This is a genomic window from Streptomyces sp. NPDC033229 (genome assembly GCF_055576875.1).
The window spans coordinates 264,911-287,982 of sequence record NZ_JBVIQR010000004.1 but is presented as its reverse complement, the minus strand read 5'-3'; the positions used below and the strand labels follow the sequence as shown (position 1 = coordinate 287,982).

Below are 23,072 nucleotides of genomic sequence, written 5' to 3'. Positions count from 1 at the left end.
CCGGAAGCGGAATGTACCCCGCCGTTTCTCGGTGTGCGACGCGTCACGTGGAACCGACCGACTTCGGTTTGCGTTGTCAGGGAAGACGTGCGAAGAAAAAGATCGTCCCCAAGCAGGAGGGCCATTTCTTTGCCTACCTATTACCCTTGTCGCAAGGCCGCGCAGGGTGGCCATGGAGGAGTGAAATGAGGAGCAGCAACCCGGTCTTCTCGCGACGGGGGTTCAGCCGCGACAACGGCGGCTACGCGGGCTTCAACGCGGGGCCGCAGGCCGGGGCCGCGACCCAGGGCAACCCCTACGCGACCAACCCGTACGCCGAGCCCACCAACCCGTACGCGGCGAACCCGTACGCGACCGGCGGTCCCGACCTGCAGCACGGTGCCCCGCAGGCCCCGGCGCAGCCCGGCCGGATGACCATGGACGACGTCGTCTCGCGCACCGGCATGACGCTGGGCGCGGTCGTCGTCGCCGCCGGTCTGGCCTGGGCGCTCGAGCTGCCCGTGGCGCTCGGATTCGGTGCCGGTCTCGTCGCGATGGTGCTCGGCTTCGTCCAGGCGTTCAAGGCCAAGCCCGTTCCCGCGCTGATCCTCGGCTACGCCGTCTTCGAGGGCCTGTTCCTCGGTGTGATCAGCCAGGTCTACAACAACGTCGCCCAAGGCGCCCCGATGCAGGCGGTGCTCGGTACGACCGCCGTCTTCGTGGGTGTCCTGATCGCCTACAAGACCCGCCTCATCCGGGTCGACCGCAGGTTCACCCGCTTCGTGATGGCGGCCGCGATCGGCTTCGTGCTGCTGATGGCCGTCAACATGCTCTTCGCCGTCTTCGGCGGTGGCGACGGCCTCGGCTTCCGCACCGGCGGCCTCGGCATCGTCGTCGGCATCGTCGGCGTGCTGCTCGGCGCGGCGTTCCTCGCGCTGGACTTCAAGCAGATCGAGGACGGCGTCCGCTACGGCGCCCCCCGCGAGGAGTCCTGGCTGGCGGCCTTCGGCCTGACGCTCTCGCTCGTGTGGATCTACACCGAGATGCTGCGCCTGATCTCGCTGCTGAGCAGCGACTGACGGGTGTGAGCAGTAGCTGAATTCCGGTCGCCGCGCGCGACCGGAAGGGCCCGGGAAGGCGATGCCTTCCCGGGCCCTTCGTCGTCTGTCGGGGGTCGTTTCGCCGGGTGTGCGGTTATCCCAGCTTCCGCGCCGCCCGCCGGAGGTCGTACTCGTGGACGATCGCCTTGGCGTGGCCGTATGCGAGGTCGTGCTCCCCCCGCAGCCAGCTCACCTTCTCCTCGAAGCGGAAGAGAGAGGGGCCTTCGTCGACCGTGCGCAGCCAGTCGGAGATCTCGCGGCCGGTGCATTGGGGGATTCGGGAGAGCAGATTCCGGTGGGTCTCGTCGGAGAAGACGTGGGTCATCGGCGCCTCCGGACGCGTCGAATGATGGTCCTTCATGTCACCGTGCCTGAGTGTTCAGGCGTTGGCAACAGTCGGTGGGCGGCGCATAGGCTCGCGGCGTGGATGATGTGACGCCTCTTCTGGCCGCTGTGGACGCCTTCGCCGACCGGCTGCGTGCCCTGCCGCAGTCCCGACTGAGCCGGGGGGCGGCGGCGGAAGCGCTGGCCCTGGCCCGAGAGCTGGCCGCCTGGACGCAAGCCGTCGAGGAACCGGGGACGCCCGCGCCCCGGGAGATGCCCGAGGCCGGCATGTTCGCGGTCGCCGACCAAGTGGCCGTGGCCGGCCACGATTTGGCCGAAGCGCTGGCCGTCGGCGGTGGGGATCCGGCCGCGACGGGTCCGGGGGTGGCCGAGGCCGTGGCCCTCGTCGAGGCCGCGGCGAAGCGCTGCGGCCTGTAAAGGCCTTACGGAGGGCGGCGGAAGGCGTGCCGGGCCCCCGGGGCGCGTGGAGAGCCGTGCGGCCCCTGCCGGGGCCGTGAGGGGCTACAGCGAGGCGATGACGCGGTCGGCGAGGACGTAGACGTTCCCCGACGCGCAGCCGAACGTCAGGGCGTACGCGCCGGAGACCCCGGAACCGCCCAGCAGGACGGGGGCGTCGCCGGTGCGCAGCGCGTCCGCGAGCCGCTCGGCGGTCTCGCGGTGGCCCGGGGTCATGCAGATCGTGGTGCCGTCGGCGAAGACGTACACGTCGAGGGTGCCGAGCGGGCCGGGGCGGACGTCGGCCAGCGGCATCCGGGTCTCCGCCAGTTCGGCGAGGCGCTCGACGGTGCGCTCGTGGTCGTCGATCCGGGGGAACGGCGAGAAGTCCGGGTGCGAGGGGTGGCGGCGGCGCGCTGCGGCCAGCTCGGGCGATTCGGCGGCCTCCGCGTCGGCGACGGCCTCGGCCGCCTCGGTCAGCGGATCGGCGCCCGTCAGCGGCTCCAGACCGGCGAGGTCGGCCTGGCGGGGCACGAAGAGCCCGCTGTAGGGGCCGTCGGGCGTCAGCAGGTCGTCCCCGAGGCCGGCCAGGCCGCCCAGCAGGGAGGGGGCGTCGGCGGCGTCCCGGGCCTCCTGCGCCGCCCAGAACGCGCGGGCCTCGGCCAGCTCCCGCTCGCGCTCCTCGGCGAGCGCGTCGGCGACGGCCGCGCGTATCTCGGAGAGCTCCGCCACGGGGGCGGTACGGGCGGCGGGCACGGGCGCGTGGACCGGGCGGTCCGCGGTGGCGGCCGCCAGCTCGGTGCGCAGGGCGGTGATCTGCCGGCGCAGACCGCGTGTGGTGTGCAGGGCGGCGGCGCCCGCCGCCGTCGCGGTGGCAGCGGCAAGCAGCAGGGCAAGGGACATGGCGCTCACTGACGTACTCCCGGTTGCAATAGATCCCCCGAATTCCTACCTCAGCTTCGCGCGCGATGCCCCCGGAGCGTAGTGCAAAACGTCATGAAACGGGCGGGACCAAGGGCCTGGACGTTGTTCCTTCAACGACCCTGACCTGGGGAAACGAATCTCCCCCGGGACATTGGTCACATCCTGGGGGAGATTCGGTCACGTTCCCGCACGGCCACGCCGGAGGCCGATATGGGGTCAGATGTGCGTCGCTCGACAGACCCGCAGGTCAGCCCTGAACAGGGCGGGATCAGCCCTGATCAGCTCAGCCGCTCGGGCTTTCCGGTCGCGGCTGAGCCGATCCTCCGCTGCGGGCAGGTGCCGCCTCGCCACGCGGCGGAGCCGCACATCGATGCGGTCGGCGACCCCTGCCCTCCGCTACGGCTCAGCTCAGCCGCTCGATCACCATCGCCATGCCCTGGCCACCGCCCACGCACATCGTTTCCAGACCGAACTGCTTGTCGTGGAACTGCAGCGAGTTGATGAGCGTGCCCGTGATGCGCGCGCCGGTCATGCCGAAGGGGTGACCCACGGCGATGGCACCGCCGTTGACGTTCAGCCGGTCCAGGTCGATGCCGAGGTCCCGGTACGAGGGGATGACCTGTGCCGCGAACGCCTCGTTGATCTCGACCAGGTCGATGTCGCCGATGCCCAGGCCGGCCCGCTTCAGGGCCTGCTTGCTGGCCTCCACCGGCCCGTAGCCCATGATCTCGGGGGACAGGCCCGAGACGCCGGTCGAGACGATCCGGGCGAGCGGGGTCAGGCCCAGCTCGCGCGCCTTCGTGTCGGACATGATCACCAGGGCGGCGGCGCCGTCGTTGAGCGGGCAGCAGTTGGCCGCCGTGATCAGACCGTCGGGGCGGAAGGCGGGCTTCAGGCCCGAGACGCCCTCCAGGGTCACCCCCGCGCGCGGACCGTCGTCCTTCGAGACGACCGTGCCGTCCGGAGTGGTGACCGGAGTGATCTCGCGCTCCCAGAAGCCGTTCTTGATGGCTTCCTCGGCGAGGTTCTGCGACCGCACGCCGAACTCGTCCATGTCCTGGCGGGTGACGCCCTTGAGGCGGGCCAGGTTCTCGGCCGTCTGCCCCATCGCGATGTACGCGTCCGGTACGAGCCCGTCCTCGCGCGGGTCGTGCCAGTCAGTGCCCTCCTGCGCGGCGCGCTCGGCGGTGCGGGCCTCGGCGTCCGCGAAGAGCGGGTTGTGGGTCCCGGGCATCCCGTCGGAGGAGCCATTGACGGACCGGGAGACCATCTCGACGCCCGCCGAGATGAAGACGTCGCCCTCGCCCGCCTTGATGGCGTGCAGCGCCATCCGCGAGGTCTGGAGCGACGAGGAACAGTAACGGGTGATCGTGCAGCCCGGCAGGTGGTCCATGCCCATCTGCACGGCCACGATGCGGCCCAGGTTGTGGCCCTGCTCGCCGCCGGGCAGACCGCAGCCGAGCATCAGGTCGTCGATGTCGCGCGGGTCGAGCTCGGGGATCTTGGCGAGCGCCGCCTGGATGATCGTGGCGGTCAGATCGTCGGGGCGCAGGTCCTTCAACGAGCCCTTGAAGGCGCGGCCGATGGGGGAGCGGGCGGTTGAGACGATCACGGCTTCGGGCATCACGGCTCCAGGGGACGAGTGAAGGTGCGGCGCGCAGCGCCTCGTTGAGGGGTGGTGGCCGGGTGGCGGGCGGGACGGACTCAACTGGAAGTTACCCGCACGTAGAGCCACGGTCACCGACTGCGCGCTGTGATGCGGGCCTCTTTTCTAAGCGGCTGCTCAGGCAGCGCGGTGGGTGGGCCCGGTCGCCCGGCATCGCGGCGACCGCCCCACCGCTCACGCCTCGCGCCGCGCCCGGGACCAGACGTGGTGGGGCGTGGCCTCCGTGTGCGCGGGCAGGCGCCGCCGCTTGCGGTGCTTGAGCAGGGCCCACCGGCCGCGGGCCGCCGTGACCTCCGTACCGCCCTCGGCCGCCGCCTCCGCGGCCGCCCGGGCCACGGGCAGGATGCCCTCGCGGCGCGTGGCGTCCGGCCGCTCCTCGTCCTCCGGCCAGCAGCCCAGCGCGGCGCACAGGGTCGGCAGCACCGCCATGGCCGCCGTCGCGTATCCCTCGGCCGAGGGGTGGTAGTTGTCCGGACCGAACAGCTCCCGCGGGTTCTGCTCGAACTCCGGCCCCAGCAGCGCGCCCAGCGAGACCGTACGGCCACCCGCCTCCAGCACGCCTATGGTCTGCGCCGCCGCCAGCTGGCGGCTCAGCTTCCGGGCCAGCCAGCGCAGCGGCTGGTACACCGGCTCGATCGTGCCCAGGTCGGGGCAGGTGCCCACGACCACCTCGCAGCCCGCCTCGCGCAGTCTGCGCACCGCGTCGGAGAGCAGCCGCACGGACCGGGCGAAGGGCATCCGGTGGGTGACGTCGTTCGCGCCGATCATGATCACGCAGACGTCGGGGGTCCGGGCCGGGTCGGACAGCAGCATGGTGACCTGCCGCTCCAGGTCGTGCGACTGCGCACCCGACAGCGCCACGTTGCGCAGCTCCACGGGACGCTCCGCGACCGCGGCGAGCCCCGAGGCCAGCAGGGCCCCAGGCGTCTGCCGGGGGCGGTGCACGCCCTGCCCGGCGGCCGTGGAGTCGCCGAGCACGCCCAGCAGCAGCGGCTCCTGCCCCAGCCGGTGGACGAAGGAGGACCCGTAGCGGCCGTCCGCGCGCGGCGGGGCGTCGTTGTGACCGCCGACCACCCGCCTGGCCAGCGCGACCTCCGTGAGCAGCACGCCCAGCGCCGCCCCGCCCAGCAGTCCGACCCCGCCACCGCCGTACGCGGCGGCGGCCGCGATCCGCCGTGCGACCCTCGCCCTCGACATGGACATAGGCCCGGGCCTCCTCCCGATCCACCGCCGCGCACCCTTGCCCGACCGTGCTAACAGCTTGTTGCCCCGAGCGCCCGCCCGCGCAACGCGCCGCTAGTGCACTCGGCGGCGCAATAGGCTGGATGTATGGGTACGCGACGACCGCTAGTGCCCCCGACCGCGGAGATCACCGTGCAGTATCACGATTCGATGATTGAGCTCGTTGGCAACACCCCGCTCGTGAAGCTCAACAGCGTGACCGAAGGCCTTCAAGCCACCGTGCTTGCCAAGATCGAATACTTCAACCCCGGCGGCTCGGTGAAGGACCGTATCGCCGTGCGGATGATCGAGGCCGCCGAGAAGTCCGGCGAACTGAAGCCCGGCGGCACGATTGTCGAGCCGACGTCCGGCAACACGGGCGTGGGCCTTGCGATCGTGGCTCAGCAGAAGGGCTACAAGTGCATCTTCGTCTGCCCGGACAAGGTCTCCACTGACAAGATCAATGTGCTGCGGGCGTACGGCGCGGAGGTCGTGGTCTGCCCGACCGCGGTGGACCCCGAGCACCCGGACTCCTACTACAACGTGTCCGACCGGCTCGTCGCGGAGACCCCCAACGCCTGGAAGCCGGACCAGTACAGCAACCCGAACAACCCCCTTTCCCACTACGAGTCCACCGGCCCCGAGCTGTGGGAGCAGACGGCGGGGAAGATCACCCACTTCGTCGCGGGCGTCGGCACCGGCGGCACGATCAGCGGCACCGGCCGCTACCTCAAGGAGATCAGCGGCGGCCGGGTCAAGGTCATCGGCTCGGACCCGGAGGGCTCGGTCTACAGCGGCGGCTCCGGCCGTCCGTACCTGATCGAGGGCGTCGGTGAGGACTTCTGGCCGACCGCCTACGACGGCACGGTGACCGACGAGATCATCGCGGTCTCCGACAAGGACGCCTTCCAGATGACTCGCCGCCTCGCCAAGGAGGAGGGCCTGCTCGTCGGCGGCTCCTGCGGCATGGCGGTCGTCAGCGCCCTGCGCGCCGCCGAGGGGCTCGGCCCGGACGACGTGGTCGTCGTCCTGCTGCCCGACAGCGGCCGCGGCTACCTCAGCAAGATCTTCAACGACGAGTGGATGGCGGACTACGGCTTCCTCGAGGAGGCGGGCGACGCCGCGCGCGTCGCCGACGTGCTGCGCCGCAAGGAGGGCGACATGCCTTCCCTGGTGCACATGCACCCCGAGGAGACCGTGGGTGAGGCCATCGAGGTGCTCCGCGAGTACGGCGTCTCGCAGATGCCCATCGTGAAGCCGGGAGCGGGGCACCCCGATGTGATGGCCGCCGAGGTCATCGGCTCGGTCGTGGAGCGCGAGCTGCTGGACGCCCTTTTCGCTCAGCGCGCCTCCCTCTCCGACCCGCTGGAGAAGCACATGTGCCCGCCGCTGCCGCAGGTCGGCTCCGGCGAGCCGGTCGGTGACCTGATGGCCGTGCTCGGCCAGGCCGACGCGGCGGTTGTCCTCGTCGAGGGCAAACCGACCGGTGTGGTGAGCCGTCAGGACCTGCTGGCCTTCCTCGCGGAGAGCGCCACCAAGTGACGCCGGTGGCCTGTCGGCCAACGAACGGGCCGTCAAAGGCACGTACACGTCACGTGCCGGCAGCACGGACTTAACAACGGCCCGGCATAGTGAGGGGTGTCGGCACGGGCTTCCCGCCCGGAGCCGGCACGCATGAACGGCGGCGGGAACTCCGGAGCGGCTCCCGGACTCCACGGCCGCCCGGACGCGGACGTCGGCTCGGCTGGTTCGGACCGCGTCCTGATGGGGGACCGCCGTCGTCCCGACCCTGGCCTCGGCCGGTGGTGCGGCGGTCCCCTTCCGCGTTGTGGCCTGCGGTCGGCCGACTTGCCGCCTGCGGCGGCGGGCGCCCTGCGGGCGCGTCCTCAATCGCCGCGCAGCGGTGGTGGCGCTAATCCCAGTCGCCGGGTTCCTTCCGGCGGCCGCGCAGCCAGGGGAAACCTCCCGCCGACTGCGCCACGTTGACGCCGACGATGCCCGCCCAGCTCACCAGCAGGCCGGACAGACCCGCGTTGGCCACGGCTATGGCGGACAGCGGGATCGCCAGGACCAGGGAGACCGCGGCGAAACCGAAGCGCTCGCCGAAGCCGCCCGTGTCGGGGTCTCCCGCGCGGGGCCGGCCGCCGCGGGCGACCGTCATCTGCTGTTCGGCGAGGTGCCGTCGCACCCGCTTGTCGACCGTGCCGTCGAGCTTCTGCTCGACTTTCCGCTCGACCTTTTCCAGGAAAGCGTCGATGAGTTCCGACTCGTACTCCGACCCCAGCTCCTTACGGGTCTGGAGGGTCGCGTCGAGTTCCTTTTTCAGCTCGGGGTCGCGGGCCATCATGCCCGCAACGGTACGGTCACTGGGGCCCCGCGGTCAGTGGGGCCAGCACCCGTATCCGCAGTAGGGGCAGTCCCCGCGCGCGCGAGGCCCCCGTGGAAGGAGCAGTCCGTGCCCGAACCTCTGCTGTCGTCCCTCGCCGGGCCCGGGGCGGTCGACCGGGCCGATGCCCTGACCGTCGCCGGGCAGTCCCTCTCGCGGGAGGAACTCCTGGGCGCCGCGGGCGCGGTGGCGTCCCGGATCGCGGGCGCGGCCTCCGTGGCCGTGCGGGCCGACGCGACCGCGGCGACGGTCGTGGCCGTCGTGGGCGGGCTGCTCGCCGGAGTACCCGTGGTGCCGCTGCCGCCCGACGCCGGGCCGGCCGAGCGGGAGCACATCCTGCGGGACTCCGGCGCCGAACTCGTCCTGGGCGGCGACGAGGACGCCGACGTGCCGGTGGACCCGGGGGAGCGCGCCGACTTCTCCGCCGTGGCGGAGGACCCGAAGGCGACCGCGCTGATCCTCTACACCTCCGGGACGACGGGGGCGCCCAAGGGAGCGCTGATCTCGCGCGGCGCGGTGGCGGCGGGCCTGGACGGGCTCGCGGAGGCCTGGCAGTGGACGGCGGAGGACACGCTCGTGCACGGGCTGCCGCTCTTCCATGTGCACGGCCTCGTGCTGGGCGTCCTGGGCGCGCTGCGCACCGGGTGCCGCCTGGTGCACACCGGCAGGCCGACCCCGCAGGCGTACGCGGCGGCCGGCGGCAGCCTGTACTTCGGGGTGCCGACCGTGTGGTCCCGCGTCGTCCGCGAACCGGACGCCGCGCGGGAGCTGAGCGGGGCGCGGCTGCTGGTGTCGGGCAGCGCGGCCCTGCCCGCGCCCGTCTTCCGGGATCTGGAACGGCTCACCGGGCAGCGGCCCGTCGAGCGGTACGGCATGACCGAGACCCTGATCACCGTCTCCGCGCGGGCCGACGGGGAGCGTCGGCCGGGCTCGGTCGGGCTGCCGCTGTCCGGGGTGCGGACGCGCGTGGTGGCGGAGGACGGCGCGGAGATCGGTGAGCTGGAGGTGTCCGGGCCGACGCTGTTCACCGGGTACCTGGGCCGTCCGGAGGCGACGGCGGCCTCGTACACCGACGACGGCTGGTTCCGCACCGGAGACATCGCCGCCATCGAGGCGGACGGTTCGCACCGCATCGTGGGCCGGGCCTCCACCGACCTGATCAAGTCGGGCGGCTACCGCGTCGGGGCGGGCGAGGTGGAGAACGCGCTGCTCGACCACCCCGCGGTGCGCGAGGCGGCCGTTGTCGGGGCCCCGCACGAGGACCTGGGCCAGGAGATCGTCGCCTATGTCGTGGCCGACGAGGTGAGCGAGAAGGCGCTGATCGACTTCGTGGCCGGGCATCTGTCCGTGCACAAGCGGCCGCGTCGGATCCGCTTCCTGGACGCGCTGCCGCGCAACGCGATGGGCAAGCCGCAGAAGAAGCTGCTGCCGCCCCTCGCCTGACCGGCGGATCTTCGGCTGCGGACTCGTCGTTGCCGCCTGCGGCGGCGGGCGCCCTGCGGGCGCGTCCTCAAGCGCCGGACGGGCTTGATTGGGCTGGGCCCAGCCCACCAGCCCGTCCGGCGCTTGGACACCACCGCGCAGCGGCGGCGCGCCCCCATGATCCGCCGGGCAGGTAGAGGGCGCCGCAGTGGACGGCGGCAGCGCGCTGCATATATTCATGCAGAGTCAGGACCATCTGAATGGGGGTCCGGGGTCGAGTGAACCGTCGAACACCATGGAGGGGCCCGATGACGGAGACCGGGGGCGAGCCGGAAGCCACCGCGCGCCTGCAGAAGCTCTTCGAGGGGCACCGGCTGACGCCGACCCAGCGCCGCATCGCCCACTGCATGGTGCGGCGGGCGGCCGACGCGCCCTTCCTCTCCAGCGTCGAGCTGGCCGAGCTGGCGGGCGTCAGCCAGCCGTCCGTGACCCGCTTCGCGGTCGCCCTCGGCTTCGACGGCTACCCCGCCCTGCGCCGCCATCTGCGCGATGTCGTGCCCGCCGCCGAGGCGCCCGGCGAGGGCTCGTACAACGAGTACCAGCAGGCCGTCCACGCCGAGATCGACAACCTCCGCCACCTCGCCTCGCTGCTCGCCGACCCGGCCCCCGTCGCACGGGCCGGGCGGCTGCTCGCCGCCTCCCGGCCGCTGCCCGTGCTCGGTCTGCGCGCGGCGGCCGCCCAGGCGGGCGGCTTCGTCTACTTCGCCCGCAAGGTCCACCCCGACGTCCGGCTCCTCGACGAGGGCGGCACCCTGCTCGCCGACCGCATCGACGCGGCCGTACGGGCGGGGGCGAGCGCCCTGCTGTGCTTCGCGCTGCCCCGCCACCCGCGCGAGGTCGTCGAGGCGCTGGAGTACGCGCGGGGCGCCGGGCTGACCGTCGTCACCGTCGCCGACTCCACCTTCGCCCCCGTCGCGAGCCACACCGACTACTTGCTCCCCGCCGCCGTCGGTACGGGCCTCGCCTTCGACACGGCGTGCGCGCCGATGCTGCTGGGGCGGGTGCTGCTGGAGGCGATGTGCGACGCGCTGCCGGATGCGCAGGCGCGGCTGGAGGAGTTCGACGCGAAGGCCGCTGCGCGGGGGCTGTTCGTGGAGTGACCTTGCCCCTGCGGTGTGTGTGGCCTCCGCTGCGCGGCGTTCTTCGGCTGCGGGCTGTCTTGCCGCCTGCGGCGGCGGGCGCCCTGCGGGCGCGTCCTCAAGCGCCGGACGGGCTCGATGTGGCTGAGCTCAGCCTGAAATAACCCGTAGGGCTAGGCGCGGTCCTTGAGGAACCGGTCGAAGAACGCGGCGACATGCGCCCGCGTCGCCGCCACCGCGCGCTCCGGCCGTACCGTCCCGATCTGGTCCCGGACCGTCTCCGGGGATACCGCGCCCTGAGCGGCGAGGGACGGCAGCAGGGAGGCGGCGTCGGTGGAGGAGCCGTGGCGCGAGCCGCTCAGCGTCACATCGCCGCGCCAGCCGGTCGAGTTCTTCCACAGGGCCGCCCACGACGGCTGCCGGTGGTGGTCGCCGGAGTCCGGGCTCTCGGTGCCCATCAGCAGGAACGGCCGGTCCAGGCCGTCGCGGGCCACCGTGCTCAGCTCGCTCCCGGAGCCGCCCGGCCCGGGGAACTCCAGCGTCCCGTCCATGTTGACGCCCGCCCGGATCCGGCGGTCGTCGTGCATGGTCTGGACGGCGGTGAAGCCGCCCGCGGAGTGCCCGGCCATGCCGACGCGCCGCAGGTCCATGGCGTTCGTGAGGCCCGGCGGGAGGGACGCGCGCCGCTTGGCGTCGCCGAGGGTGTCGAGGACGAAGCGGGTGTCGTCGACTCGGGCCTTCATCGCCTTGCGCAGCACGGCGCCGATGTCGGTACCGGGCTTCCGGGCCAGCCCGGGGAGGACGGACTTCGCCAGCCGCCCGCCGGGGAGGGCCACTTCCGACGAGTCGTAGGTGTGGTCCACGGTCACGACCACATAGCCGCGCGAGGCCAGGTCCTCCACCAGGCCGGTGTTCCAGGTGCGCGGGTCGCCCAAGCCCGCCGAGTACAGCACCACCGGGTGCTTGCCCGAGCCCCGGGCGACGGGTGCGTCCACGCGTGCGTGCGTGCGCGTGGCCGCCCAGTCGGCCTTCCCCGCCGGCACGCCGTAGTTGAGCATGCCGGCCCCCGTGGCCGAGCCGAAGTGGGCCGCCGCGCGCTCGTCCATGTGCGGTGCCGTCCGGCCCCCGTGTCCCCGTTCGGCCGGGTACCAGAAGCTCACCATCACCTCGCGGGGCCCTTGCTCGGGGTGCCACGGATCCCGCCGCTTGTCGTCGACCAGGTGCCGGGCGGTGGTGCCCACGGCGTACGGGCCGGTGGGCGCCGGCAGCTCGCCGTGCGGGCGGCCCGCGCCGGTCGCCTCGCGCGGGGCGGCCTCGTGCGCGTCCGCCTTGGGGGCGGTCGCGCCCAGTAGGCCCGTCACGGCCAGCGCCGCCGCCGCGATGGCCGCCCGCCGCTTCAGACCACGCTCGTACGCAGGCATTCCGGCTCCTTCCGATCGGCTGATGAGCCGACCTTAGGGAGCGAACGGGTGCCTGGGCGTCATACGTCGGAGCCAACTCGCGGGGGATACCCGGGTATGACTCCGGTGGGCGTGGGTTCTCAGCCGGTCCTCAGATTGGTCGGTTAGCGTGCCGCGCGAACAGGCGAACGCAAGGACAAAAAGGAGGTCTGCCGTGGGTCGCGGGGCGTATGCGCTGGCGCGGGTGGCGGTGGTCGTACGGGCACCCGCCGGACCGCTGTGGTGGCTGGGCGTGCTGAGCGCCGGTGTCGGGGCGCTGGTCCCGGGGCTCACCGGACGCCGGATCGGGGTGCTCGTCGGGGCGGCGCTGTTCATCGTCGCGGAGTGCGTGGCGTTCGCGGCGCGACGGAGACGGTATGCCGAGCTCGCGCTCGGCGCGTCGCGGGCGGGCAGGTCCGTCATCCTCCAGGACCGTGCCGTGACGATCCGGAACTGGCGGCGCCACCGGCGCTGGTGGCTCGCCGGGGCCTTCCTCGCCGCCGTGGCCGTCTCCTTCGCGGTCCCGGCCGCGGCGGGGATGGCGATGGCCGGACTGGGCGCCGGCCTGTGGGCGAAGGCCCTGTGGCTGGGCGGCCTGGAACGCGCCGGCGAGGTGCTGCTGTGGGTCCGCACGGACTCGGCGCGCGGCAGCGCCGCCGGGAAGTCCGTACGTGGGTACTTGACCACCGGGCTGTCGGCGGGCGACGCGGTGGCCGGCGGCGCGAGGAGGAGCCGGAGGGGCTCGAATTGAGCCCGTCCGGCGATTGAGGACCGCGCTCCGGGGCGGAGCCCCGGGGTTCAGCTCAGGGCCGTGAGACCCGCGGCGCACGCCTCACCGCTCTCGGCCACCAGCTCGTCCAGCGTCTGCGGCATCCGTACCGGGGCGAACCGTACGGCGTCGGCGCTGTCACTCTCGCCTTCTGTGAGCGCATAGCCGTAAACCCCCGGGCGGGGTAGCGAGTTGTATGCGAAGTGGTTCGAGAAGTAGTACGCGCCGGTGTCGAGCAGCGCGACATGGTCCCCGGCCTCCAGGAGGGGCAGCGGCCGGTTCACGGCGACCAGGTCGCCCGCGAAGCAGCACGGCCCGGCGATGTCCTGCGGCACCGGCTCGGTCGTCTTCGGCCGTCCCAGCGCGTCGAAGACCGCCACCCGCAGCGGCCAGGACTCCGGCGCGAACACCGTGCGCGTGGCGACCTGGGCGCCCGCGTGCGTCACCGCGATCCGGCGGCCCCCGGCGGACTTGGTGTACTCCACCCGGGCCAGCACCGTGCCGCTCTTCGCCAGCAGTGACCGGCCGAACTCGGTGACCAGGCCGTACCGCCCGTCGAACAGCCCCGGGACGGTCCCGGCCAGGAGCCGCGCGTAGTCCCGGAAGGTGGGCGTGACCTCGTCGGACGCGAAGTTGACGGGCAGGCCGCCGCCGATGTCGAGGGTGTCGATCTGCTGCCGCCCGACGACCCCGTTGATCTCTTCGGCCAGCTCGTAGGCGATCCGCACCCCCTCGGCCATCAGCTCCAGGGGACAGCCCTGCGAGCCCACGTGGGCGTGCATCCGGGTCAGCCACGGCCGCTGTGCGTAGGCGCGGATCAGCCAGTCGCGGGCCCCCGCGTCGCGCAGCGCCACCCCGAACTTCGACGTCTGGGTGGCCGTGCTCAGCGCGTCGATGCTGCCGCAGCCGACCTGGGGGTTGACCCGTACGCCCAGGGGCGAGTCGGTCGGCGCCGACCGCACCAGCGCATCCAGCCGGGCCAGCTCCTCGCGGCTGTCGGCGTTGACGGCGATGCCGAGTGCCAGCGCCTCGCGCAGCTCCGCGCCGGTCTTCGCGGGCGAGTCCAGCACGGTGCGCCCCGGCGGCACGCCGGCCGCGCGCGCCAGCGCCAGCTCCCCGGGGCTCGCGACCTCGCAGCCGAGTCCCTCGTCGGCGAGGAGTCGCAGCACCGGCACCAGGGCCGCGGCCTTCACCGCGAAGGCGTGCAGCACCTGTACGTGCCCGCCGGCCTCCGAGAAGGCGCCCCGCAAGGCGGCGGCGGCCTCGCGGATGCCCCGCACGTCCAGCAACCCGGCCACGGGGTGCGCCGCCCCGACGACCCCCTGCCCCACCGCGGCCGCCACCGCGGCCGCCCGCCTGTCGTCTGCGCTCTGCCCGGTCATGACTCCACTCCACCATCCGCGCCCGCGGGCGGGGCGGGTTTGGGGTGAGTCCCGGCGTGTTCGGCACGCCGGGTGCGTCCCGGCGGGGACGGTCGGTCGGCGGCTGGGCTCAGCTGACTCCGTCCGCGCCTGCGGGCGGGGCGTGTTCGGGGCGAGTCCCGGCGTGTTCGGCACCGCCGGGTGCCTGCCGGTGGGGGCGGTCGTCGGCGGCTGGGCTCAGCCGAATCGAGCCCGTCCGGCGATTGAGGACAAACCTCGGCCACGGTTCCGGTGCCGAAATCCGTCGACTGCCCGCCACAGGTCCCCCACCCCTGTTGACTAGCCGTATTCAGCGGCCCAAGATGTGCAGTGTTCTATTCAGAGCCAGGGAGGCAGGGCCCATGTCAGGACCGCGACCCGTGCGAGCGCCGCGAGGAACCGAGCTCACCGCTCGGGGGTGGCAGCAGGAAGCCGCACTGCGGATGCTGCAGAACAACCTCGACCCCGAGGTCGCCGAGCACCCGGACAAGCTCGTCGTCTACGGCGGCACCGGCAAGGCCGCCCGCGACTGGCGCTCCTTCGACGCCATGGTCCGCACCCTGACCACGCTCAAGCAGGACGAGACGATGCTCGTCCAGTCCGGCCGCCCGGTCGGCGTGATGCAGACGCACGAATGGGCGCCGCGTGTCCTGATCGCCAACTCCAACCTGGTCGGCGACTGGGCCAACTGGGAGGAGTTCCGGCGGCTGGAGGCCCTCGGCCTGACCATGTACGGGCAGATGACCGCCGGTTCGTGGATCTACATCGGTACCCAGGGCATCCTCCAGGGCACCTACGAGACCTTCGCCGCCGTCGCCGCGAAGAAGTTCAACGGCACCCTGGCCGGGACCATCACGCTGACCGCCGGCCTCGGCGGCATGGGCGGCGCCCAGCCGCTGGCCGTCACCATGAACGACGGCGTCGCCATCTGCATCGACTGCGACCCGCGCGCCATCGACCGCCGCATCGAGCACCGCTACCTGGACGTGAAGGCCGACTCGCTCGACCACGCCCTCCAGCTGGCCACCGAGGCCCGCGACGCCCGACGTCCGCTGTCCATCGGCGTCCTCGGCAACGCCGCCGAGCTGCTCCCGCAGCTCCTCGCGATGAACGCCCCCATCGACATCGTCACCGACCAGACGAGCGCCCACGACCCGCTCGCCTACCTCCCCGTCGGCATCGACTTCGACGAGATGGCCTCCTACGCGGCCGAGAAGCCCGCCGACTTCACCCAGCGGGCCCGCGAGTCGATGGCCCGGCACGTCGAGGCCATGGTCGGCTTCATGGACGCGGGCGCCGAGGTCTTCGACTACGGCAACTCCATCCGCGGTGAGGCCCAGCTCGCGGGCTACGCCCGCGCCTTCGACTTCCCCGGCTTCGTGCCCGCCTACATCCGCCCCCTCTTCTGCGAGGGCAAGGGCCCCTTCCGCTGGGCGGCACTCTCCGGCGACCCGGCCGACATCCACAAGACCGACAAGGCGATGCTCGAACTCTTCCCCGAGAACGAGTCCCTCGCCCGCTGGATCAAGATGGCCGGGGAGCGGGTCCACTTCCAGGGCCTGCCCGCCCGCATCTGCTGGCTCGGCTACGGCGAGCGCGACAAGGCCGGCGAGCGCTTCAACGAGATGGTCGCCGACGGCACGCTCGCCGCACCGCTGGCCATCGGCCGCGACCACCTCGACTGCGGCTCGGTCGCCTCCCCGTACCGCGAGACCGAGGCCATGCTCGACGGCTCCGACGCGATCGCCGACTGGCCGCTGCTCAACGCCATGGTCAACGTCGCCTCCGGTGCGTCCTGGGTCTCCCTCCACCACGGCGGCGGCGTCGGCATGGGCCGCTCCATCCACGCGGGCCAGGTCACGGTCGCCGACGGCACGGCGCTGGCGGGCGAGAAGATCCGCCGGGTGCTGACGAACGACCCGGGCATGGGCGTGATCCGCCATGTGGACGCGGGCTACGACATCGCGGAGTCGGTCGCGGCGGAGCGGGACGTCCGCATCCCGATGCGCGAGGACGACGCGTCGTGACCGAGGCCGACCAGCCCGTCCGGCACGCGCCCACCGGGCCGTCGTTCCACGAGATGTGGCGCGACCTCGCTCCCATCGGCCGCAACGCGGACACCGGCGGCTACCGCCGCTACGCGTGGAACGGCGCCGACGCCGACTGCCGCGCCTGGTTCCGGGCGCAGGCCGAGACCCGCGGTCTGACCTACGAGCTGGACCGCAACGGCAACCAGTGGGCGTGGCTCGGCGACCCCGCCGCCGGGGACGCCGTCGTCACCGGCTCCCACCTGGACTCCGTCCCGGACGGCGGGGCCTTCGACGGCCCGCTCGGCGTCGTGTCGTCCTTCGCGGCCCTCGACGAGCTCCGGGCCCGCGGTACCCGGCCCACCCGCCCGCTCGCCATCGTGAACTTCGGCGACGAGGAGGGCGCCCGCTTCGGGCTCGCCTGCGTCGGCTCCCGGCTCACCGCGGGGCAGCTCACCCTCGACAAGGCCCACGCGCTGCGCGACGCCGACGGCGTCTCGCTCCCGCAGGCCATGGAGCGCGCCGGGTACGACCCCCAGGCCATCGGGGCGGACCCCGAGCGCCTCGCCCGGATCGGCGCGTTCGTCGAACTGCACGTCGAGCAGGGCCGCGCCCTCGCGCACACGGACCACGCCGTCGGCGTCGCGTCCGCCATCTGGCCGCACGGCCGCTGGCGGTTCGACTTCCACGGCGAGGCCAACCACGCCGGCACCACCCGCATCGAGGACCGCCGCGACCCGATGCTCACCTACGCCAACACGGTGCTGGCCGCACGCAAGAAGGCGCGGACCGCCGGTGCCCTCGCCACCTTCGGCAAGGTCAGCGTCGAGCCGAACGGCGTGAACGCCATCGCCTCCCTGGTCCGCGGCTGGCTGGACTCCCGCGCCGCCGACGAGGAGACCCTCGCCGCCGTCGTCGAGGAGATCGAACGCGCGGCGGCCGAGCGCGGCGCCCGCGACGGCGTCGACGTCCGCGTCACCCGGGAATCGTTCACTCCGGTGGTGGAATTCGCGCACGACCTCCGCGACGAGCTGGCGAAGCTGCTGGGCGATGTGCCCGTGTTGCCGACGGGAGCGGGACACGACGCGGGTATTTTGTCCGGCGTCATCCCCACCGCCATGCTGTTCGTGCGGAACCCGACCGGTGTCTCCCACTCACCCGCCGAAACGGCGGCCGAGGACGACTGCCTGGCCGGGGTGACCGCTCTCGCCGACGTACTGGAGGGTCTCGCGTGCAGGTGACTTACTGGGCGGAGCACGCGTGGCTCGAGGACCGCGTCGAGCACGGCGTGGCCATCGAGACGACGGACGGGCGGATCACGGCCGTCCGCACCGAGGTCCCGCTTCCTCCGCCCGGCGCCACGACCCTGCGCGGGCTGACCCTCCCCGGGCTCGCGAACGCCCACAGCCACGCCTTCCACCGCGCCCTGCGCGGCGTCGTACAGGCCGCGCCCGGCCTCGCGCTGCCGGGCCTCGGCGACGACCGCCCCGCCGCCGGGGCGGACCGGGCTCCGGACTCCTTCTGGACCTGGCGCGAGGTCATGTACGGCGTCGCCGACCGGCTCACCCCCGAGAGCTACTTCGCGCTCGCGCGGGCGACCTACGCCGAGATGGCCCTCGCCGGCATCACCGCCGTCGGCGAATTCCACTACCTCCACCACGCCCCCGGCGGCGGCCAGTACGACAACCCCAACGCCATGGGCGAGGCCCTGATCGCGGCCGCCGCCGAGGCCGGCATCCGCATCACCCTCCTCGACACCTGCTACGTCTCCGCCGGCTTCGGCGCCCAGCCCAACCGGCACCAGCTGCGCTTCAGCGACGGCACCGCCGCGCGATGGGCGGAGCGCGCCGACGACCTCAAGGCCGACGGCAACACCCGGATCGGCGCGGCCATCCACTCCGTACGGGCCGTGCCCGTCGACCAGCTGTCCACGGTCGCCGCCTGGGCGCAGGACCGCGCCGCCCCGCTGCACGTCCATCTCTCCGAGCAGACCGCCGAGAACGACGCCTGCGTCGAGGCCCACGGCTTCACCCCCACCACGCTGCTGGCCGACCACGGCGTCCTGGGACCGCACACCACGGCCGTCCACGCCACCCATCTCACCCACGGCGACATGCGACTCCTGGGCCGCTCGGGCACCGGCGTGTGCATGTGCCCCACCACCGAACGGGACCTGGCCGACGGCATCGGCCCGGCCCTGCAACTCCAGCGCGGCGGCTCCCCGCTCTCCCTCGGCAGCGACAGCCACGCCGTCATCGACATCCTCGAAGAGGCGCGCGCCATGGAGCTGGACGAGCGGCTGCACAGCCGGGCCCGCGGCCACTGGTCGGCGGCCGAGCTGCTGCGCGCCGCGACCGCCGACGGCCACGCGGCCCTCGGTTGGATGGAGGCGGGCCGCATCGAGGCTGGTGCGCTCGCCGACCTCACCACGATCGCGCTGGACACCGTCCGTACGGCAGGGCCGCCGCCCCGGCTCGCCGCCGAAGCGGCCGTATTCGCGGCGACCAGCGCGGATGTCCGGCACACCGTGGTCGGCGGCCGTCACGTCGTGCGTGACGGAGTGCACCAGTCGGTGCCCGACGTCCCGTCGGCCCTGGCCGACAGCATCGCCGCGCTGCGCGGCTGACGAAGGAGAATCTCCCCGAGATGAGCCCCGAGACGATCCCCGGCGCCACGCCCGACCCGGCGGACGGGAAGAAGAGGGCCGACACGACGGCCATCACCAACATCGCCACGCTCGTCACCAACGACCCCTCCCTCGGCTCGGGCCCCCTCGGTCTGATCCAGGACGCGGCGATCGTCATCGACGGTGACCGCATCGGCTGGGTCGGTCCGTCAAGCAAAGCACCCACCACTGACAACCGCCTCGACGCGGGCGGCCGCGCGGTCATCCCGGGCTTCGTCGACTCCCACTCGCACCTGGTCTTCGCCGGCGACCGCACCGCCGAGTTCAACGCCAGGATGTCCGGGCAGAGCTACTCGGCCGGCGGCATCCGCACCACCGTCGCCGCCACCCGCGCCGCCTCGAACAACGTCCTGAACGCCAACGTCGCCCGCTACGTCGCGGAAGCGCGGCGGCAGGGCACCACCACCATCGAGATCAAGTCCGGCTACGGCCTCACCACCGAGGACGAGGCCCGCGCCCTGACCATCGCCTCCGTCCACACCGACGAAGTGACCTACCTGGGCGCCCACATCGTGGCCCCCGAGTTCGCCGACCGCCCCGACGCGTACGTCGACCTGGTCACCGGCCCGATGCTCGACGCCTGCGCCCCGCACGCCCGCTGGATCGACGTCTTCTGCGAGCGCGGCGCCTTCGACGGCGACCAGGCCCGTACGATCCTCACCGCCGGCAAGCGCGCGGGCCTGCTGCCGCGCGTCCACGCCAACCAGCTCACCCACGGCCCCGGCGTCCAGCTCGCCGTCGAACTCGACGCGGCCTCCGCCGACCACTGCACGCACCTCACCGACGCCGACGTCGACGCCCTTGCCCACGGCTCCACGGTCGCCACCCTGCTCCCCGGCGCCGAGTTCTCCACCCGCGCCGAGTGGCCCGACGCCCGCCGCCTCCTCGACGCGGGCGTCGTCGTCGCCCTCTCCACGGACTGCAACCCCGGCTCGTCCTTCACCAGCTCGATGCCGTTCTGCATCGCCCTGGCCGTGCGGGACATGGGGATGACCCCGGACGAGGCCCTCTGGTCCGCCACCGCGGGCGGCGCGGCGGCCCTGCGTCGCACCGACGTCGGCCGCCTCTCCCCGGGCGCCCGCGCGAACCTCGCCCTCCTCGACGCCCCCAGCCACGTCCACCTCGCCTACCGCCCCGGCGTCCCCCTGGTCTCGGCGGTGTGGCAGGACGGCGAACTGGCCTGACAGCTCCGCGCTACCCGACCCGCTCCAGCGCCACCAGCGGAATGTCCCGCCCGGACGCCAGTGCCCGCCGCCGGAAATCCGCGAACGCGGGGTCGGCGGCGATCTGCCGCTCCCACACCGCCTCGCGCGCGGAATCCTCGACGAGACGGGCCCGCACGGGATAGCGCTCCCCGCCCACCTCGACGACCGCCTCCGGCGCGGCCGTCAGATTGTGGAACCACCCCGGCGCGGCGGGCGCGCCACCGTTCGACGCGAACACGATCAGCCGCTCGCCGTCCGGGAGATGAACGAGCGGCGTCGTCCGGGGCAACCCGCTGCGGGCGCCGCGCGTGGTGAGCAACAACAGCCTCGTACCGGCGAACTGACCGCCGACGCGGCCCGCGTTGGCCCGGAACTCCTCGATGACGCGGAGGTTGAAGGGGTTGCTGTTGTTGGGCGGCGTGGCCGGGGAAGCCGGGGAATGAGTGGCGCCGGTGGCTGTGTTCGTCATGGACGCCACGCTAAATTCTCACACCCATGTGAGATTCAAGCCCTTGTGAGGCAGACCATATGAAGATCGGGGAGCTGGCGCGCGAGACCGGCGTGAGCGTGCGCCTCCTGCGCTACTACGAGGAAGTGGGCCTGCTCACCCCCCACCGCCCCGGCGGCGGCCACCGCCGCTACGCCCCGGACGCCCCCGAGGCGGTCCACCGCATCCGCGTCCTCCTGGCGGCCGGCCTCCCGACCCGTGTCATCCGCGAGATCCTCCCCTGCGTCCAGGGCGCGGGCACCGACTTCGACCCCTGCGTCACGACCCACCTCCGCACCCGCCTGACCGAACTCGACACCCACATCACCGCCCTCCACGAAACCCGCTCGTCGCTCGCGTCCCTCCTCGCGGCAACGGAGAGGACGACGACGGGGGCGTGACGGCTGGCGGCCCGGCCGTCCCGGCTCGCCCCGGCATGGGAAAGCGGGCCGTACGGGATCACCTCCCGTACGGCCCGCCGTGTTCCGTGGACGTCAGCTGATGGAGCGGATCGTCTTCCAGCCGCTCTGGCCGACCGTGGTGCGGGCGCCGTCGACCGGGTTGCCGGCCGCGTTCGTCTCACCGGCGTAGAACATCAGCGTGCCGGTGCCCTCGTCCGTGGTGGTCCACAGGTCCGCCGTGCCGTTGCCGTCCGCGTCGGCGGCGCCTGCGAGGAGGGGGCGGTTGGCCGGGCCGTAGCCGTGGCCGTAGTCGGTGCGGTTGTCGAAGGAGCCGTCCGGGCGGCCGCGGTAGAGCCACAGTTGGCCGTCGCGGGTGTCGCGCGCCAGCAGATCGGGGAGGCCGTCGCGGTCGGCGTCGCCCATGGCGGTCAGCGTCATGGGGGACCAGCCGCCGCTGCCGATCTGCCGCGCGGGCCGCACGGCGGGCTTCGCGGCCGGGTCGCCCGCGTACAGCCACAGCTTGTCGTCGTACGAGGCCACCAGGTCGGGGTAGGCGTCACCCGTGACGTCGCCGACGCTCACCACCTGGGCGCCGGTGGGCACCCCGGCGAGGCGGACCGGGTCGGCCAGGGAGCCGTCGCCGCGGTTGGGGTACACGCGCACCTCGCCGCCGATCCGGGCCACGACGTCCTCGGTGCCGTCGCCGGTGAAGTCGCCGCGGTGGGTCACCGAGGCGCCGGTCCAGCCGCTGCCGCCGATGGTGGTGGGGCTGCCGGTGACGCCGCCGTTGCCCTGGCCGCGGTAGAGCCGCAGCTTGCCCGCGTCGTCGACGGCGACCAGATCGGGCTTGCCGTCGCCGTTCATGTCACCGGGCACCGGGGTGCCGCGCAGCCGGGCGATGATCGGCGCGTGGTCGGAGACGGCGCTGGGCGGGCCGCTGTCCGGCTCGTTCTCCGTCGTGTCCATCCGCTTCCTGTCGACGGCACACGAGGCGAACCGGCTGTTCCCCACGGCCTTGGTCGCGTAGAAGTGGTCCAGCGAGTGATAGCTGTGCTGCTTGGTGTCGGTTTCCCAGCCGTGGTACGTCGTCTCGTTGACGCACCGGTCGAGGGCGGCGTTCATCGGCTGCATCACGGCCGCGTCGCCGTTGCGGTTGAAGTCGGCGCCCAGCACGAAGCCGTTCGTCCCGCTGTGCTTCTCGGCGAACTCCTTGACGTTCCCCAGCTGCGCCTTGGCCCGCGCGTCGTCCCCCACGACGATGTGCGTCGTGCAGGGGGTGGTGGTCCAGCCGGCCACCGCCGCGCAGAGCACCGGAAGCGTCTGCTTGCTGGCCCCGGTCGGGTCCGCGGGGAGGGAGTTCTCCGACCAGGAGCCCGTGATGGTGCCCTTGACCGCCAGCACGATGCCCAGCTGGCCCTTGAGGCCCGCGCGGCAGTCGGTGCGGCCGTCGGGGCGGGCACCGGCGGCGTGCCGCAGGGACCAGTCGCTGCCCAGCGCCGTCTGGAGCATGTCCATGTGGCTGCCGGGCGCTTCCCCGCAGGCCTCCTGGAGCATGACCACGTCGGCGCGCTGCTCGTCGACCACCTGCTTGATCTGCTCGATCTTCTTCGTGGGTTCGTCGCGGTCCGGACAGAAGCCCGCCATGCCGCGGTCTCCCCCCGCCTCGCCGCAGATGTTCCACGAGACGACATTGATCCCCGGTGCGCCGGCCGCCGTGCCCTGCGCCTGGGCGGGTGCCGCGCCCAACGCCGTGGCCAGCGCCGATACGGCGATCGTCGCGGTCGCCAAGGATCTGGCGGATCGCTTCATTTCCCCTCCAAAATGAACATGTCACTCAAGACGCTTGATGATCACACATGCGAGTGACACGGGCCTTTGCGGGCCATGGAGGGCCGTTCACCGTCATCGCACCCGAAACGCCGCGGGGGGGGCGGGGGGGGGGGGGGGGGGGGGGGGGGGGTGGGAGGGGGGGGGGGGGGGGGGGGGGACCCCCTTCCCAGAACACTTTATGGGGGGGTAACCATCCGCCCCCTCACAAAGG

20 protein-coding genes are annotated in these 23,072 nt (G+C 73.0%); 11 read left to right on the top strand and 9 right to left on the bottom strand.

The genetic code is table 11. The features are described 5' to 3' along the window. The first annotated feature begins 185 nt into the window (after positions 1-185). Positions 186-1,058, top strand: coding sequence for a Bax inhibitor-1/YccA family protein (locus ACZ53N_RS06240; RefSeq protein WP_469139773.1), 873 nt, complete (start codon positions 186-188; stop codon positions 1,056-1,058). A gap of 115 nt (positions 1,059-1,173) precedes the next feature. Here ACZ53N_RS06240 and ACZ53N_RS06235 read toward each other — a convergent pair whose 3' ends face one another. After that, a complete protein-coding gene (locus ACZ53N_RS06235) occupies positions 1,174-1,404 on the bottom strand; it encodes a DUF4287 domain-containing protein (protein ID WP_469139827.1) in 231 nt (76 codons plus the stop codon). A gap of 98 nt (positions 1,405-1,502) precedes the next feature. Here ACZ53N_RS06235 and ACZ53N_RS06230 point away from each other — a divergent pair, with 98 nt between their 5' ends. Then, positions 1,503-1,841, top strand: coding sequence for a hypothetical protein (locus ACZ53N_RS06230; protein ID WP_356458258.1), 339 nt, complete (start codon positions 1,503-1,505; stop codon positions 1,839-1,841). 84 nt (positions 1,842-1,925) lie between these two features. On the opposite strand, the gene ACZ53N_RS06225 is transcribed toward ACZ53N_RS06230, so the two are convergent. The 3 genes from ACZ53N_RS06225 to ACZ53N_RS06215 all read right to left on the bottom strand — a co-directional run bounded on the left by ACZ53N_RS06225 (position 1,926) and on the right by ACZ53N_RS06215 (position 5,652). Next, positions 1,926-2,771 (bottom strand): hypothetical protein, encoded by an 846-nt coding sequence (locus tag ACZ53N_RS06225; protein ID WP_469139772.1) that lies wholly within the window; start codon positions 2,769-2,771, stop codon positions 1,926-1,928. Positions 2,772-3,186: 415 nt separating this feature from the next. Further along, entirely contained in the window at positions 3,187-4,407 is a 1,221-nt protein-coding gene (locus ACZ53N_RS06220) for an acetyl-CoA C-acetyltransferase (RefSeq protein WP_469139771.1), read from the bottom strand. A 216-nt stretch (positions 4,408-4,623) separates the two neighbouring features. Next, complete coding sequence (locus tag ACZ53N_RS06215; protein ID WP_469139770.1) at positions 4,624-5,652, bottom strand: SGNH/GDSL hydrolase family protein; 1,029 nt, start codon at positions 5,650-5,652, stop codon at positions 4,624-4,626. 171 nt (positions 5,653-5,823) lie between these two features. Between ACZ53N_RS06215 and ACZ53N_RS06210 the strand changes: the two genes are divergently transcribed. After that, entirely contained in the window at positions 5,824-7,212 is a 1,389-nt protein-coding gene (locus tag ACZ53N_RS06210) for a cystathionine beta-synthase (protein ID WP_469139769.1), read from the top strand. A gap of 370 nt (positions 7,213-7,582) precedes the next feature. Here ACZ53N_RS06210 and ACZ53N_RS06205 read toward each other — a convergent pair whose 3' ends face one another. Then, on the bottom strand, positions 7,583-8,017 hold the full coding sequence (locus tag ACZ53N_RS06205; RefSeq protein WP_469139768.1) for a hypothetical protein: 435 nt from the start codon (positions 8,015-8,017) through the stop codon (positions 7,583-7,585). Positions 8,018-8,125: 108 nt separating this feature from the next. Here ACZ53N_RS06205 and ACZ53N_RS06200 point away from each other — a divergent pair, with 108 nt between their 5' ends. Continuing rightward, complete coding sequence (locus ACZ53N_RS06200; RefSeq protein WP_469139767.1) at positions 8,126-9,499, top strand: acyl-CoA synthetase; 1,374 nt, start codon at positions 8,126-8,128, stop codon at positions 9,497-9,499. Between the two features lie 287 nt (positions 9,500-9,786). Next, positions 9,787-10,638: a MurR/RpiR family transcriptional regulator gene (locus tag ACZ53N_RS06195; protein ID WP_469139766.1), complete on the top strand. Its 852-nt coding sequence runs from the start codon at positions 9,787-9,789 to the stop codon at positions 10,636-10,638. A gap of 152 nt (positions 10,639-10,790) precedes the next feature. Here ACZ53N_RS06195 and ACZ53N_RS06190 read toward each other — a convergent pair whose 3' ends face one another. Then, entirely contained in the window at positions 10,791-12,038 is a 1,248-nt protein-coding gene (locus ACZ53N_RS06190; RefSeq protein ID WP_469139765.1) for an alpha/beta hydrolase family protein, read from the bottom strand. 193 nt (positions 12,039-12,231) lie between these two features. On the opposite strand from ACZ53N_RS06190, the gene ACZ53N_RS06185 reads away from it, so the two are divergent. Continuing rightward, positions 12,232-12,807: a hypothetical protein gene (locus tag ACZ53N_RS06185; protein WP_469139764.1), complete on the top strand. Its 576-nt coding sequence runs from the start codon at positions 12,232-12,234 to the stop codon at positions 12,805-12,807. Positions 12,808-12,854: 47 nt separating this feature from the next. Here ACZ53N_RS06185 and ACZ53N_RS06180 read toward each other — a convergent pair whose 3' ends face one another. Then, the gene (locus ACZ53N_RS06180; protein ID WP_469139763.1) at positions 12,855-14,207 is read right to left on the bottom strand and encodes a type III PLP-dependent enzyme domain-containing protein; all 1,353 of its coding nucleotides are present in this window, start codon (positions 14,205-14,207) and stop codon (positions 12,855-12,857) included. 380 nt (positions 14,208-14,587) lie between these two features. On the opposite strand from ACZ53N_RS06180, the gene hutU reads away from it, so the two are divergent. Genes hutU through hutI form a run of 4 tightly spaced genes read left to right on the top strand, consistent with a single transcriptional unit; the run spans position 14,588 to position 20,122 of the window. Then, complete coding sequence (gene hutU, locus ACZ53N_RS06175; RefSeq protein WP_390150479.1) at positions 14,588-16,252, top strand: urocanate hydratase; 1,665 nt, start codon at positions 14,588-14,590, stop codon at positions 16,250-16,252. Positions 16,253-16,305: 53 nt separating this feature from the next. Then, the gene (locus tag ACZ53N_RS06170; protein WP_469139826.1) at positions 16,306-17,493 is read left to right on the top strand and encodes an allantoate amidohydrolase; all 1,188 of its coding nucleotides are present in this window, start codon (positions 16,306-16,308) and stop codon (positions 17,491-17,493) included. Next, positions 17,484-18,878 carry a formimidoylglutamate deiminase gene (locus ACZ53N_RS06165; protein ID WP_469139762.1) on the top strand — a complete coding sequence of 465 codons (1,395 nt, stop codon included), beginning with the start codon at positions 17,484-17,486 and terminating at the stop codon, positions 18,876-18,878. Before ACZ53N_RS06170 ends, ACZ53N_RS06165 begins: the two co-directional genes overlap by 10 nt. A gap of 20 nt (positions 18,879-18,898) precedes the next feature. After that, positions 18,899-20,122, top strand: a complete 1,224-nt coding sequence (gene hutI / locus ACZ53N_RS06160) for an imidazolonepropionase (RefSeq protein ID WP_469139761.1) — start codon at positions 18,899-18,901, stop codon at positions 20,120-20,122. A gap of 10 nt (positions 20,123-20,132) precedes the next feature. On the opposite strand, the gene ACZ53N_RS06155 is transcribed toward hutI, so the two are convergent. Next, entirely contained in the window at positions 20,133-20,612 is a 480-nt protein-coding gene (locus tag ACZ53N_RS06155; protein ID WP_469139760.1) for a nitroreductase/quinone reductase family protein, read from the bottom strand. A gap of 59 nt (positions 20,613-20,671) precedes the next feature. Here ACZ53N_RS06155 and ACZ53N_RS06150 point away from each other — a divergent pair, with 59 nt between their 5' ends. Next, positions 20,672-21,031 (top strand): MerR family transcriptional regulator, encoded by a 360-nt coding sequence (locus ACZ53N_RS06150; protein ID WP_469139759.1) that lies wholly within the window; start codon positions 20,672-20,674, stop codon positions 21,029-21,031. Positions 21,032-21,124: 93 nt separating this feature from the next. Here the strand turns inward: ACZ53N_RS06150 and ACZ53N_RS06145 are convergent, their stop codons facing one another. Next, on the bottom strand, positions 21,125-22,840 hold the full coding sequence (locus ACZ53N_RS06145; protein ID WP_469139758.1) for an FG-GAP-like repeat-containing protein: 1,716 nt from the start codon (positions 22,838-22,840) through the stop codon (positions 21,125-21,127). Between the last annotated feature and the right edge of the window lie 232 nt (positions 22,841-23,072).